The organism is Pseudoalteromonas sp. OANN1, assembly GCF_024124685.1.
GTDB lineage: Bacteria > Pseudomonadota > Gammaproteobacteria > Enterobacterales > Alteromonadaceae > Pseudoalteromonas > Pseudoalteromonas piscicida.
The window spans coordinates 318,795-333,815 of record NZ_JAMXSE010000002.1; the positions used below are offsets into that span (position 1 = coordinate 318,795).

Here is a 15,021-nt window from a genome sequence, read left to right on the forward strand (position 1 = left end):
CATTCTATGTAAGTCTGGCGATTACATAGTAGAAATGCCAATCAAGCGCTGCCCTTTGGGTTCACCTGAGTGCGCTTTGTTCATTGTTGCTCAACTTTTGCCTAGATTACTAGGCGGCAAGTCGAGCGTCGCGATCAAAACACACTCAGAAGAACAAAAATCAAACAGCAAAGGTCAACAGGCCCTAAAACATCATTCACTCCATTTTTATTCCATAATCTCACGCTTTAATAGCTATAACGGAGAAACGCCATAGACCAATTAGGATAACGTTATGCTTTGCTACGATGCGACAATTTCACACTTAAACTTTATTGAGACACAATCAGAATCAGACTATGATCTACTTAATGAAGTTGCGAGTTCCGAAGACTTGTCTAGTATACTGACCATGTTACTGTTCGATGACACGCTTTCAGACAAGTTAAAGCGTCAAGTTAGACAACAATTGAAAAAGTTAAAAGCAAAGAGTAAATAAATCCTATGTCTACCCCATCAAGAATTTTGCTCGTCGAAGACGACCAAGATATTGCAGAGCAGGTGCTGTTGTTTTTTAGAGCATCCGGTTTTGAAATGTTTCATATTGCAGACGGTGCTGAAGTTGTACTTTGGGTAAAGGCAAACCAACCAGATGCAATCTTGATGGATATCATGTTGCCGAACCAAGATGGCGTAGAGTGTATGCGTCAAATTCGAGAGTTTTCTGAAGTACCTATTGTTATGCTGACTGCCAAAGTGGCAGAAGCAGACCGTTTAAAGGGTTTAGAAGTCGGCGCAGATGATTATGTATGTAAACCTTTTAGCGCCGCTGAATTAGTGATGCGCATGAAAGCGATCTTACGTCGTTGTGTGAATACCAATGCGTATCAAAAGCCTATCGAAGTAAATCGCGAAGAATTAACGGTTAAACTGAATGGCAGTACATTAGGCTTAACCAAAGTTGAGTTTGACGTCTTTGCGCTTTTATATGATGCACCAAACCGTGTCTTTTCAAGACAGCAAATTCTTGATTATATTCAACCGGATAACTTTGATATTTCGGATCGCGTAATCGACAGCCACATTAAAAATATCAGAAAGAAAATCAAAGGATTAGATTTATCTCCGAAAATTGTAGAGTCGGTATATGGCGCCGGGTATCGCTACAATGGTCAACAGATCACTGAATGACTAAGTGATTGAAATTTATATCTAAGGTATTATCAAAGTAGAAGAACCGATGAGATCTCAATATGCTTTGGTCAATGCTCTCCAATACGCCTGCATGGTTTAGTCTTGCGCTATTTGCAGGCGGTGCGGCTACCTTACTCCCCGTTGTTTGGGTCATACGCAGCACTTTCAAAAATCAACTCAACACTCAACTCGCCTCCGAGCAAGCACTTAGGTCGCAACTAAGCCAAGCCGAGCAACTCGCTGAGCAATTAAGAGCACAGCAACTACAAAGTCATGGCCAACAGCAGCAATTGCAAGCAAGATTAGCTGAGCGTCAACGGCAAGCCGCTGAATATCAGCAGCTGTGGCAGCGAGAGCTCGATGCCAAGGAAGAAATTCAAGTACATGCTCATGAGTTAGAAGTTGAAATGGCCAATCTGCAAACCTTGCTGGAGCAAAAGCAACTCAGCTTTGAGCAACAGCTTGCGCAGCTTGAACAAGCGAAAGTCCAGCTTAAAGAAGAGTTTCACAATCTCGCGAATCAAATATTTGATGAGAAAAGCGAGCGTTTTAGTCATCAAAGTAAAGAAAAAATCCAGCAGTTGCTGCAGCCAGTACAAGGTGAATTAAAGGGCTTTAGAGATAAAATGGAAGCCATTCATAGTGAAGAGCTTAAGCAACGGGCGTCATTAAAAACTGAATTGCTGCACTTACAAGCCAACAATAAAGCCATGACTGAGCAAGCCGATCGTTTGACCACTGCGTTACAAGGTCAAAAGAAAGCACAAGGTAACTGGGGCGAACTCATGCTTGAAAATGTGCTAGATAGCGCTGGGCTACGTCCAGGTTACGACTATCAGCGAGAAGTAAGCTTTAATACCGACGAAGGAAAGTTTCGCCCTGATGTCGTGGTTTATTTACCGCAATCTCGTCATCTGGTTATTGACGCTAAAACCTCATTGAATGCCTATACACGGTATATTAATGCCACAACAGATAGTGAAGCGAATCAAGCCATTGTGGCACACACCGAAGCCATCACTGCACGGATCAAAGAGTTGGGTAGTAAGTCTTATGAGCGCTTACCTGGTCTTAACTCCCCAGAGGTAGTCATTATGTTTATCCCTGTGGAATCTGCATTTGTTGAGGCGGTTAAGCATAAGCCAACGCTTTATCAGGACGCTTTACAAAACAATGTATTGGTGGCAACGCCAACAACGCTTTTAACCAGCCTTAATATAGTCAAACAGCTATGGCGTTTTGAAGAACAAAGCAAGCACACCAGAGAGCTGGCGCTTCGAGCTGAGAAGTTTTATAACAAGCTCAATAGCTTCCTACATAGTATGGAAGGGGTGGGCAAACAGCTTGATAAAGCGAAAGAGAGTTACGAGCGCGCGTTTTCTCAGTTGTATATGGGTAAGGGCAACTTAATAAAGCAAGCCTCTGAATTTAAAGAGCTAGGTGTTGCTGTAGTCAAAGAGCTACCCGAAGAACTCGAAGAAAAAGCCAAACTTGAGCTTGAGCCGGTAAGCCCGCTTGGCAACCACGATAGCTCGAAATAAATATTGAATTAAAAAACAAAAAAGGCCCATCGGGCCTTTGAACGAAAGATAAAAGAATTTAACCTGAAATGATTAAGGTGCCTTGCACTTGGCATAATCGCTGTGGCGTGGCGTGTCCGAGTACAAATGCATATAAAGCGCAAACTGGCTGACATCACGCCAAACATTACTACTGGCCGGTGGGCATAGTGACTGCTCGATATAACCTTTAAGTGCCTGTCCCGTTAATGCGAGTTTAGTCGGGATACGGATAAACACATTGATGTCATCTTTACTGGTTTTTAAATGTGAGAACTGCCAGCTTCCAACCATGTACTGTTTGGTAAAGTGGCGGTTGATACGCATTTGGGACTCTTTACTAAGCTCCTGAGTGGGTGCCTCTGGCGTTTCGGTAACAAATGCCCATGCACTTACCAGTGAAATAATAGTGGCTAGTACAAAAGTCCAAATCACAGCAGGTGATAGTTTATTTTTTGGCTTTATTTGAAGTTGCTGCTGGTTCGCTCTAAATTCAACAATTTTCAACCATTCAGCATGTTTTAGCGTCCGTTGTGTCATTGGTACTCTCCGTTTCTGCATACTGGTATTTAAGCGCTTCAATGTGGAGTAAAGATGGAGTGGGCAAACATCAGACCAGTGCGCTTATGAGGTATAAGGTAGATCAAAAAATTCTTTATTCTCGGTGAAAGAATAATTCTAAAATCCGCGTCTTTTCTTATGATAGTGACTTAATTTTAGGCTGGTATTGAATTAGTAAGTACCAACATTTTGGTCATAAGTCGAATGGGTATCGTACCGCATTTTGTGTTATTTACTTGGGTGCCTTATTCAGTCTTGATTTATCTTCATATTGACTAAATTAAGTAGTAATCGGTCTTTTACAGACTCTGCGTTCAACATATTCACGGGACAAACTATGCAATTTATTAATAACAAGCTGGAAAACGCTGTTCGCAAGCCAATCTCGTTGGCTGTCGGTGCCGCGCTTCTTTCAACTATTTCAATTCATGCGCAAGCAGAAAGTAACAACACTGAAGCCAAAGAAAGTGTTGAAGTCATCGAAATCACTGGTACGCGAAGAAGTCTTCGTAGTGTTGCCGAGAGCACGGTGCCGGTAGATGTTATTTCTTTAGAAGATATGCAAAGTACCGGTCAGCTGGAGCTGAGCCAAGTACTAACTACGCTCGTGCCTAGTTTTAACTTCCCAAATTCAACACTGGCGGATGGTACGGATCACGCCCGTCCGGCAGTGCTTAGAGGTTTAGCACCGGATCACACTTTAGTACTGGTAAATGGTAAACGTCGTCATGCCGGCGCATTATTGAATTTAAATGGTACCGTTGGTCGTGGTTCAACGGCGGTTGATTTAAATACCATTCCAGCTGCCGCGATTAAGCGTATAGAAGTACTGCGTGATGGCGCTGCTGCTCAATACGGCTCAGATGCCATTGCTGGCGTTATTAATATTGTGCTTAAAGATGCCGAAGAAGGTGGCAGTATTAGTGTGACCTATGGTGAGCACGATACACAGATGGCTGGTGTCCCTGACTTATTACAAACCCGTGCAAACGCTGCGGGCGATTTAGAGTTTGTATTAGGAGATGACCGCAAGCGTAATGATGGTGGTACTACAACAATTGGTGCCAACGTTGGTTTTGCTTTAGGTAATGATGGTTTTATTAACCTATCTGCCGAATATAGAGATAAAAAACCAACTAATCGTTCAGGCTTCGATCCAAGAGAGCAATATGCTCGTGATGAAAATGGTCAACTTGACTCAAGAGAGTTTTCATTCGATCGCTACAACCACCGTTTTGGTAAAGCCGAAGTGGAAGACTTTGCACTATTTTATAATGCAGGTTACAACCTAGATGCGGAAACCGAACTTTATTCATTTGGTAGCTACTCAACACGTGAAGGTAACTCCGGTGGTTTCTATCGTCGCGCAAATGACAGCCGCAACTTAACGGCGGTGTACCCAGATGGCTTCTTGCCTCAAATCGTCAGCGATGTAGATGATTACTCTTTTGCGGTTGGTGTAAAAGGCACTCAAGGTGAGTGGGATTACGATATCAGTACAAACTATGGTGTGAATGACTTCGCCTTGGGTGTCGTAAATAGTTTGAATACTTCGATGGGGGTAACAAGCCCGACTGAGTTTAATAACGGCGCTTTAGTTTATTCACAGTGGCTTGTGAATGCTGATGCTAAAACGGCATTGGATTTGGGCTTACCGGATGACGTATTTTTCACGATTGGTGCAGAATATCGCCGTGAAACCTATGAAATAGAAGTCGGTGAAGAAGCGTCTTACCTCACCGTGCTTGATGCAGAAGGCAATCCCGTTGCGGCTGGTGGTGCGCAGGTGCTCGCTGGTTTCTCACCAGCAAGTGCTGTCGATGAATCTCGTCATAACATCGCTTTATTCGCAGAGTTTGATACCTACTTAACGCAGGACTGGAATGTCGTTTTGGCGGGTCGTTTTGAAGATTATAGTGATTTTGGCAGCACCTTCACCAGTAAACTGGCATCGCGCTATGTGGTGTCGGATAACTTTTCACTACGTGGTGCTGTAAGCACAGGTTTTAGAGCGCCTTCATTGGCTCAAACGTCCTATAAATCCATTGCTACGGTATTTGAAAATGGCGTACCGAGTGAAGTAGGCCACTTCCCTGTTGATACGCCAGCTGCAAAAGCGCTAGGTGCTCGAGAGCTTGAGCCTGAAGAGTCGGTCAATATGACGGCGGGCTTTGTCTATACACTAGACGCGTTCTCATTTACTGTGGATGCCTATCGAATTGACATCGACGATCGCATCGTACTTTCTGAGAATTTAGGTGGTCCTGAAGTCATTAATATTTTGCAGCAAGCGGGTGAGCTCAATACGCAAAGTGTAAGGTACTTCACTAATGCTATCGACTCGCGTACTCGAGGTGTGGATATCGTAGCAACGTACAGTTTTGATCTTGCCGACTACGGTGATCTGCGTTTAAGTGCTGCGGTAAACATCAATGACACTGAAGTGACGCATGTAAAAGCAAATCCTGCTGAGCTTGAAGCCCTTGGTGACAGCTATGAGTACTTTGCTCGTCGTGAAATTGCACGATTTGAAGATGGGACACCAAAAGACAAATGGAACCTAGCTGCAAATTGGCAATTTGGCGATTGGCAGACGACATTACGTGCCACACGCTATGGTGAAACGGTGGACTCTTCGAGTGCAGTAGAAGGCGATGAAGTATTAGACGCTAAATGGATCACTGATTTAGAAGTGGCTTATAACCTAGGTGACAACTGGAAGTTTGCTGTAGGCGCTAACAATCTATTTGATCAATATCCACAAGATACTGTTAGTAATATTGGTTATACAACGTTTAACCAGATCTTTCCTTACTCTGCGTTCTCGGCATATAACACCGATGGTCGTTTTGTGTATGGCAATATCAGCTACCGTTTCTAAGCAAGCTTAGAAAGAGGAAAGGCCAAGCATCTGCTCGGCCTTTTGTACTTTACTTAATATCAACTCGCATTTTATGCGGGTACTTTATGCTGGTACATCTACCGCGTGAGGTAAGTTTATCTGAATACACAAACCGCCATACTTCCCTGACTTCACTGTGATTTTTCCATTCATCGCTTCAATTAAACTCTTACAAATAGATAAACCAAGACCTGAGCCTCCTGTCGCACGACTTCTCGATGCCTCGACACGGTACAAGCGTTCAAACAGTTTGTTCTGCTCGGCCTCTGATACGCCTGGTGAGCTATCATCGACTTGTAGAAATAGTCCTTGTTTATTGACCACAGCTTTAAACCTTACCTTGCCGGGTTTATCTGTGTATAAACATGCATTCTTAGCAAGATTATCGATAACCCTATCCAGCTTAGGTTTATCAATATAAATACTCATATCATCGACGTGAATGTCGGCGATAAATTGCAACTTATTGCTTGTTACTAATCTTTCAATATCGTACACATAGCTTTGGATAACCGTTTTCGCGCCATGCTGCTGAGGATGGATCACAAGTGCGTCATGATCTGCTTGAGACAATTGATATACGTTCGAGATCAATTCATTTAGCTGATTTATCTTGTTGTTGATCTTGGCATATGCAATTGTGCTGTCATCAATAAGATTGTGTTCCATCGCTTCTATATGGAGTTTTAAGACACTGAGTGGCGTGCGTAACTCGTGGGAAATATCGGCCAGCATTTTATCTTTATGCTCAATGTTCAATTGATACATTTTTGCTTTTAGTGCCGCATTTCTATGTTTGACGACAAAAAATCCGACTAGAAATAATCCAGCTAAAAAGGTCGAGATTGCTGCGGTTACCCACATTTGTGTGGATAGCTTAGCATTTTGTAAGTTAACCTCGGTTATGGCTTGTGCTGAGCGGGCCTGCTCCAGTTGTTGAGATTGAATAAGCGCATCAATACTGGCTTTATAGGTACTTACTTGTTTTTCTAGTAATGCTTCATGAAGTCGAGTCTGCAGCTCTGAAGTCGATTTCATAAATTGATAGGCTTGGGCGTATTCATGATGTGCAGCAAGCGTTATCGCTTTAAGGCGATGATATTTTTCGAGCAGTAGCTCTGCCGTTTCAATTTCGGTTAGGGCGTCCAGCTTAGTGAGTAGTGTTTTTGCTTTGTTTAATTCTTTGCGTTTTAGCCTTACTTCTAACTCCGTCAGGTAGGCGTAAAATTGTTGCAGTGTTGAACTGGTTTGAGTGGCATACTCAATGCCTGCTTGTGCATCCGACAGGGCACTGTCTAAGTCAGCCTTAGCTATATGGATCAGTGCGGAAGTACGATATGCTCTGGCTAGAGAAACCCTTGCATTAAGCTCTTTTAGAAATTCAATGGCCTCTTTTGTTTGCGCTAACGCTTCGTCCGTCTTGCCGTTCTTAAACTTCAGCTCGCCCAAGCGAAGGGCTGTGCCTGCGACGTTGCGTAATTCTTTTGAAGCTTTATCTGCAACGAGAGCTTGTTGAAAGAAATACTCAGCATTTTCCTCATCCCCCATACGCACAGAAATATCACCGAGATTATAAAAATTAGCCCCTTGCTTTTCGTACTGATCAGTTCCTTTTAGTAATTCATAGGCTTTTAAGTGGTATTGCATAGATTGCGCAAGCAGATTTCTATGGTCGGCAACAACGCCTAGATTATTATAGGTTTGCGCAACTAAATTTGATTTATTCATTGCTTCGGCTGAAGTGAGCGCTTTTAAATAAAAAGACTCGGCCTGCTCAAGCTGGCTTAGGTTACGATAGTTAATACCTATCTCTCTGTATACTTCATACTTGCGCGCTTCGGTAAGGAAAAACTGCTTTTCGATATAGCTAAGGGTAGATATTGATTTCTCATATAAATCTTGCTTTCGATAAATCATGGCCTGCAAATAAATCGCTTGATATCGCGTTTCTTCTTCTTCACTGACACTGGCCGTTTCAATTTTAACTAAGGCTTCGGTGTATTTGCCTGCCTTTTCTAAATCTTCTATTTCCTTGATAACTGTATTCCCGGCCTGGCAATGCATCGCTATAAGCAGTGCTACTGCTTTTATTAAGTTCTTAATGGGGGTCATGTATCAACTTCAATGTACTGTAATCAGTTTTATAGTTTTACATGGAAAAGTGGGGTAAATATGGAAAGTGTAAAGGGGGTTTACAGCAGAATGAAGTGCTTATAAATCTGAGGTTAGTTATATTTTTATTTTTAGTCAAAATAAACTCAGAACAAAATTTTACTAAGTAAGTTAGTAAAAATGTGACCTGTCGCTGGTTTAGTTAGTAAAATTTTGGTTTGTGAAAGTGAAAAAAGTCACAAATGCGCTCTTTTTTGTCTGGATCTTAGATCTTTACTGTAAAGATCGGGATCGTTAGGTGTTGAGTTAATAAAATTCTGATCTCAAATAGGTCTAGGTTAGTAAAAATATGATCTGAACAACTGACGTTGGTAAATATGTGATCTAAGTTATCAGTGGCTAGTAAAAATCTGATCCACAATAGATAAAAGGGCCTGACGGCCCTTGCTGATTAAGGAACTATATAAGTCGTTATCTAAATCGAGTGTTTAGAACTGGTTCATGGTATTGGCTTCACCACCTGCTTTGAGTGCGTTCTCACCAGAGAAATACTCTTTGTGCGTGTCACCGATATTAGAGCCCGCCAAGTCTTGGTGTTTAACTGATGCTTGTTCGCGACGGATTTCTTGTCGTTGCACATCGCGTACATAGGCAAGCATACCCGCGTCACCGAAATAGCCTTCAGCCAGAATATCAGTGCTGAGCGCTGCTGTATGGTAAGTTGGCAGTGTAATAAGGTGGTGGAAAATCCCCGCTTCTCTTGACGAGTCACGCTGGAAGTTTTGCACCAGTAGATCGGCTTCTGTTGCCAATTCGGTTGCGTCTAACTCTGGTGCCATCAACACTTTTGCATCCGCGCTTGGATTTGGGTATGCCGATAAGTCTTTACCTTGTTCCTGCCATTGCTGGTATACCTGTTCACGGAATTTTAATGTCCAGTTGAACGATGGCGAGTTGTTGTATACAAGCTTAGCGTTAGGCACTTGTTCGCGAACTCGGTTAACTAGCTCGGCAATTTGCTCGATATTTGGCTTTTCGGTTTCAATCCACAATAGATCTGCGCCTGATTGAAGACTGGTTACACAGTCTAGTACCACACGATCTTTTTCTGTGCCTGCTCTGAACTGGTATAGACCGTTGTCTAAGCGAACTGGCTTTTGCAGTTCGCCACCCAATTTAATTGCCATCTCACCTTCTTGTAAGTCTGCGGCCGAGGTCACTGGCGTGGTGTCTAAATAGCTGGTGTATTGACTCGCAAGATCGCCCGGCGCTTTTGATACTGGCACTTTTTGCGTCAAACTTGCACCCAATGAGTCGGTGCGTGCGACGATAACGCCATCTTCAACACCAAGCTCAAGGAAAGCATATCGTACAGCGTTAATCTTAGCTAAAAAGTCCTCATGGGGAACCGTTACTTTACCTGCTTGGTGGCCACACTGTTTTGCATCCGATACTTGGTTTTCGATTTGAATTGCACAAGCACCCGCTTCAATCATTTGTTTAGCTAATAGGTAGGTTGCTTCTTCGTTACCAAAACCAGCATCAATATCAGCAATGATAGGCACTACATGGGTTTCGAAGTTATCGATTTTGCTAAGGATCTCTGTTGTATCTTGGCCTTTTGCTCTTGCTGCATCAAGATCTTTGTAGAGATGATCTAGCTCTCGTGCATCGGCTTGCTTGAGGAAGGTGTAGATCTCTTCAATCAAAGCTGGAACTGCTGTTTTTTCATGCATACTTTGGTCAGGTAGTGGGCCAAACTCTGAGCGCAGCGCAGCAACCATCCAGCCACTTAGGTATACGTAAGAGCGTTTTGTGGTTTTATTGTGACGTTTTACGGCCATCATCATTTGTTGCGCGGTAAAACCGTGCCAGCAACCAAGCGATTGCGTGTATTGGCTGCTATCTGCGTCGTACGCTGCCATGTCTTCACGCATCACCTTGGCCGTGTATTTTGCAATGTCCAAACCGGTTTTGAAACGGTTTTGTAGGTGCATACGGCTGGCATACTCAGGACTGATAGATTGCCAAGTTTTTCCTTGGCTTTGGCATAGACTAGAGAAATGATCTAACTGAGTTTGATACTGAGACATAATTAGCTTCCTTTGAACGGGTACTATAAATCAAATTAAATTCTGGTTGTTTGTTACACGAAACCAACCGGTGTGAGAGTGGTTGGCTGCGGGCTTAATTAAACACTAGGCCGATAAATTAGATTTTTTAAATTTATAGTTATTATTGCGAGTATATTTTTTGTGAATGGGAAAAGGGGTTCGTTTTTCCAAAAATTGTTTTATGTTTGACCTATCCCGTTCAAAAAATGTTAATCAAGGACTCTCCATGAGCAAGTATGTCACTCATTCAGGCTTCCAAATTGCGACTCCACTGGCGCAGTTTGTTGAGCAATCTTTACTTCCCGGTACGGGGATCGCGGTCAATCAATTTTGGCAAGGCGTAGCGGATATTTTTTCGGAACTTGGGAAGCAAAACCAAGCGTTACTCAACAAACGCGATACCCTGCAACAGCAAATTGACGATTACCACCTCTCTCATCCTGATTGGCAATCTGCAGAATATCGGACATTTCTTGAATCTATCGGTTATTTGCAGCCTGAGCCTGAAGATTTTGCCATCGAAACCGAGCATGTGGAGCCTGAAATTGCGAGCGCAGCTGGTCCTCAGTTAGTGGTGCCTGTTAGTAACGCAAGGTTTGCGCTCAATGCGGCTAATGCGCGTTGGGGCTCCTTGTATGATGCGCTTTATGGAACGGATGTCCTTGGCGAAGAAGATGGCGCTGAGCGTACTCAAGCCTATAATCCGAATCGCGGATTTAAAGTCATGGCTTATGCTAGGCAGTTTCTCGATAAAGCGCTGCCGTTGGCAGAAGGTTCTCACATAGAAAGTACGAACTACGCGATTCTAGACGGCAATTTGGTAATTACACTCAACGACAGCACCCAAGTTGCACTGCAAAAGCCTGAGCAGCTGGTGGGTTATCAAGGGGAGGCACAAAATCCAAGCGTGGTATTGCTGCGCCACCATGATCTGCATATTGAGATCCAAATTGATCCACACCATCCGATAGGACAGGCAGACAAAGCCGGGATCAAAGATGTCGTCCTTGAGGCTGCACTGACGACAATCATGGATTGTGAAGACTCGGTTGCTGCGGTGGATGCACAAGACAAAGTATTGGTATATCAAAATTGGTTAGGCTTGATGAAAGGGAGCTTGAGCGAAACCTTCGAAAAGTCAGGTCAATCGCTGACTCGGACGCTAAATGCCGACCGAAGTTACGTAGATACACAAGGCCAGCGTATGACACTCAAAGGTCGCTCTATGATGTTTGTGCGTAATGTTGGCCACCTAATGACAACGCCAGCGGTACTGGATGCAGAAGGAAACGAGCAGTTCGAAGGGATCTTAGATGCCATCATGACAAGCACGGCTGCGCTGCATGATTTACAAGGCAATAGTCCGTTTAAAAACTCGACGGCAGCAAGTATCAATATCGTGAAGCCGAAGATGCACGGCCCTGAAGAAGTCGCTTTCACTGATACCCTATTTAGTCGAGTTGAAACGCTGCTCTCGTTACCCAAAAATACCATTAAAATGGGGATTATGGATGAAGAGCGCCGTACTTCGGTAAACTTAAAAGCGTGTATCGCCGCCGCTAAGCAGCGTGTAGTATTTATCAATACCGGCTTTTTGGATAGAACAGGCGATGAAATTCATACCTCAATGCTGGCGGGCCCTGTATTGCCCAAAGTGGCAATTAAAGGACAGTCTTGGATAGCGGCCTATGAAGACCAAAATGTGGATATTGGCCTTAAAACTGGCTTTAGGAAAAAGGCACAAATAGGCAAAGGAATGTGGCCAATGCCAGATAAAATGGCGCTGATGATGGAGCAAAAGCAAGGTCATCCTGAGTCTGGTGCTAATACTGCGTGGGTGCCCTCTCCTACCGCAGCAACGCTCCATGCGATGCACTATCACTATGTGGATGTGTTTGCACGCCAACTTGAGATAAAAACACGTCAGCAAGCATCGCTCGATAACTTACTCACACCCCCGTTGATGTTAGAAAACGATTTGTCTGCGGAGGATATCCAAGCCGAATTAGACAATAATGCGCAGGGTATTTTGGGCTACGTGGTGCGCTGGATAGATCAAGGTGTAGGTTGCTCAAAAGTGCCTGATATCAATCACGTTGGATTAATGGAAGACAGAGCAACGCTTAGGATCTCAAGCCAGCATATCGCTAACTGGTTATATCATGGCATTTGTAGCGAAGAGCAAGTAGAAAAAACCTTTAGACGTATGGCTGCTGTGGTAGATGGTCAAAACGAAGGTGACAGCCTCTACCAACCAATGCTCAATGACCATAAATCGCTTAGTGAAAACCTTGCCTATAAAGCGGCGTTATCTTTGGTATTTGAAGGCCGAGTTCAACCGAATGGTTATACCGAACCGCTACTTCACGCCTATCGACAAGCCTATAAGCAGCAGGCTAATTAGTCCCTTTTCATTTCGATGTCACTCAAATCAAGGCTGGTCAATCCAGCCTTTTTGGTTTTTATGCTTGTGTCGAAGTAAACCTCGACCTAAATGTTTAGTTTGTAGATTGTGATTTATCACGACGAGCTTTTTCATCGTGGGTCGTTAAGATGCTTGTCGAGATTTTTGTTGAGGTATGTGTCGAGGTATGTGTCGAGGTAAACCTCGACCTACGTTGGGTTTGTAGGTCGTGATTTATCACGACGAGCTTTTTCATCGTGGGTTGCTAAGATGCTTGTCGAAATATTTGTTGAGGTATGTGTCGAGGTAAACCTCGACCTACGTTGGGTTTGTAGGTCGTGATTTATCACGACGAGCATAGGCTACATTTGCGATGAGGTGACTAACGGTACTCGTGTTGAAACACCGTTGAGTGCAATTTTGTGGATCATTTCATCTACGGCAGTGCAGCAATCACTGAGAATGTAGACATTGTATTGCTCCGCCGATTTCGATAGCGCGGTATGGGTTACACAGTTTTGTGTCATCATGCCGCAGATATATAAAGTGTCGATACTTTTAGATTGGAGCAAATCGTTTAAAGAGGTTTGCTCAAAGCTGTCGGCGTAGGACTTTACGATATGGTGGCCGTTTTCTTGCGCTTGGCGTAGGCCATTATGAAGCTCGACACCGCTAGTGTCGGCATTGAAAAATGGTGCTTTTCCTTGCTCTGGATTAGCTATGTGCTGGACATAAATGACTTCCATATTTTGCTCTGCTGCTTTTTTGATAGCTGTATTGATGTTTGCTAGTGTATTTTCGGTATTCCATAACGGGAAAAGCCCTCCAGGAAAGTAGTCATTTTGAATGTCGATCACCAATAGTGCGCTGTTGTTCATTTTTTTACCTCGTTAGTTAATTTGCAGAGGTATTGTGCTGGAGTTGTAACTTTGACTGGAGTGTCTAAAATGACATTTTTGAGTTCAAATTCGACAATGTAGATGAAACCAATCAAAGTGGCGATTTGTCACTATCCTCACGCGATGAAGTCGGCTGTGTATGGTCTAGAAGAGCTGTTTTTTCTAGCAGATAGAATTTGTATCGAAGAGTCACAGGATACCCGCTTTACAACACATGTTGTTACCTTCAGTTGTGCTGTAAAGGGGGATTTGCCGCCGAGTGTTAATTCTGATTACTACCTTAAACCTGAGCCTCAATTACTTGCTTGGTTAACTCAGCAACACCGACAAGGTGCAGTTATCGCCTCTGCCTGTGCGGGGGCTTTTATACTTGCGGCCTCGGGGCTAAGTCATCAGCGCTTACTTACCACGCATTGGGGGTTAACTGAGGCATTTAAACGGCATTTTCCTAACCAGCCTATCGATACGCGGAAAATTTTAATCGATCACAATGATATTATGTCGGCTGGTGGCGTAATGTCATGGCTTGATCTTGGATTAGAGCTAGTCAAAAAATATAGCGGTCACTTAGTCATGCGCAAGTTAGGCAAAACGCTAGTCGTAGATACGGCTCAGCGGGAGCAGAGCTACTATCATCAATTTCAGCCAAACTTTCAACATGGCGATGATGCTGTGCTGCGCGCTCAGCAATACATTAACACCCATTATGGTCGCAATATTTCAATTACAGAACTAGCTGATATCGCTCTACTTACGCAAAGAACCTTACAGCGACGGTTTGCTAAGGTGCTCGGACTCAATCCAAATCAATATCTGCAAAGGTTTCGGGTGCAGAAAATGTGTGATTTATTAGAAAGCACGAGCAAGCCATTTGATTGGATTGCGCACCAGGTAGGATACGAGGATACGACAGCCTGCCGTAAGGTGTTTAATAAGTGTATGGGCTTAACGCCAAACGAGTTTCGAAAACGTTTCTAGTTAACCTGAACCCGGGATAACAACTTGTTCTCTAGCAGCTGTTATCCCTTACTACTGCGTTAAATTAGCTTGCAATAGGCCAGCTATTGACGCACAAATTTGCCTTGTATTAAGAAATAACTTCTGGCTAGAGTGATATTACGCTTTTGAACTTAGGTATTTTAGTACCTTAACTAACTTCTTACCCCGAGTTCATATATGGTCTCCTCCCTTATTGCAAGGTTTCTTTAGTAAATAACAGGGACAGGATTGCTGTCATATATACGGTCTGTTAATGAGTTTTATTTGAAACTCTGACCTAGATGTAAATCGCGCATAT

11 protein-coding genes are annotated in these 15,021 nt (G+C 43.4%); 7 read left to right on the forward strand and 4 right to left on the reverse strand.

Annotated features, from left to right (window positions below; genetic code table 11):
- The first annotated feature begins 34 nt into the window (after positions 1 to 34).
- The 4 genes from NH462_RS22995 (at position 35) to rmuC (ending at position 2,714) form a co-directional block, all read left to right on the forward strand.
- Entirely contained in the window at positions 35 to 256 is a 222-nt protein-coding gene (locus NH462_RS22995; RefSeq protein WP_366033228.1) for a hypothetical protein, read from the forward strand.
- 18 nt (positions 257 to 274) lie between these two features.
- Positions 275 to 478 (forward strand): hypothetical protein, encoded by a 204-nt coding sequence (locus tag NH462_RS03360; RefSeq protein ID WP_010376203.1) that lies wholly within the window; start codon positions 275 to 277, stop codon positions 476 to 478.
- Between the two features lie 5 nt (positions 479 to 483).
- The gene (locus tag NH462_RS03365; RefSeq protein ID WP_253104017.1) at positions 484 to 1,170 is read left to right on the forward strand and encodes a response regulator; all 687 of its coding nucleotides are present in this window, start codon (positions 484 to 486) and stop codon (positions 1,168 to 1,170) included.
- Between the two features lie 62 nt (positions 1,171 to 1,232).
- Positions 1,233 to 2,714 carry a DNA recombination protein RmuC gene (gene rmuC / locus NH462_RS03370; RefSeq protein WP_017216880.1) on the forward strand — a complete coding sequence of 494 codons (1,482 nt, stop codon included), beginning with the start codon at positions 1,233 to 1,235 and terminating at the stop codon, positions 2,712 to 2,714.
- A 72-nt stretch (positions 2,715 to 2,786) separates the two neighbouring features.
- Here rmuC and NH462_RS03375 read toward each other — a convergent pair whose 3' ends face one another.
- Entirely contained in the window at positions 2,787 to 3,272 is a 486-nt protein-coding gene (locus NH462_RS03375; RefSeq protein ID WP_253104021.1) for a hypothetical protein, read from the reverse strand.
- 358 nt (positions 3,273 to 3,630) lie between these two features.
- Between NH462_RS03375 and NH462_RS03380 the strand changes: the two genes are divergently transcribed.
- Complete coding sequence (locus tag NH462_RS03380) at positions 3,631 to 6,174, forward strand: TonB-dependent receptor (protein ID WP_253104023.1); 2,544 nt, start codon at positions 3,631 to 3,633, stop codon at positions 6,172 to 6,174.
- An 84-nt stretch (positions 6,175 to 6,258) separates the two neighbouring features.
- Here the strand turns inward: NH462_RS03380 and NH462_RS03385 are convergent, their stop codons facing one another.
- Together NH462_RS03385 and NH462_RS03390 are read right to left on the reverse strand one after the other, a co-directional pair.
- Positions 6,259 to 8,307, reverse strand: coding sequence for an ATP-binding protein (locus NH462_RS03385; RefSeq protein ID WP_253104026.1), 2,049 nt, complete (start codon positions 8,305 to 8,307; stop codon positions 6,259 to 6,261).
- A 488-nt stretch (positions 8,308 to 8,795) separates the two neighbouring features.
- The gene (locus NH462_RS03390; RefSeq protein ID WP_253104028.1) at positions 8,796 to 10,400 is read right to left on the reverse strand and encodes an isocitrate lyase; all 1,605 of its coding nucleotides are present in this window, start codon (positions 10,398 to 10,400) and stop codon (positions 8,796 to 8,798) included.
- 247 nt (positions 10,401 to 10,647) lie between these two features.
- Here NH462_RS03390 and NH462_RS03395 point away from each other — a divergent pair, with 247 nt between their 5' ends.
- Entirely contained in the window at positions 10,648 to 12,825 is a 2,178-nt protein-coding gene (locus NH462_RS03395) for a malate synthase G (RefSeq protein WP_253104031.1), read from the forward strand.
- Positions 12,826 to 13,187: 362 nt separating this feature from the next.
- Here the strand turns inward: NH462_RS03395 and NH462_RS03400 are convergent, their stop codons facing one another.
- The gene (locus tag NH462_RS03400) at positions 13,188 to 13,703 is read right to left on the reverse strand and encodes a cysteine hydrolase family protein (RefSeq protein WP_253104034.1); all 516 of its coding nucleotides are present in this window, start codon (positions 13,701 to 13,703) and stop codon (positions 13,188 to 13,190) included.
- A 102-nt stretch (positions 13,704 to 13,805) separates the two neighbouring features.
- On the opposite strand from NH462_RS03400, the gene NH462_RS03405 reads away from it, so the two are divergent.
- Positions 13,806 to 14,702, forward strand: coding sequence for a helix-turn-helix domain-containing protein (locus NH462_RS03405; RefSeq protein WP_253104037.1), 897 nt, complete (start codon positions 13,806 to 13,808; stop codon positions 14,700 to 14,702).
- The last annotated feature ends 319 nt before the right edge of the window (positions 14,703 to 15,021 follow it).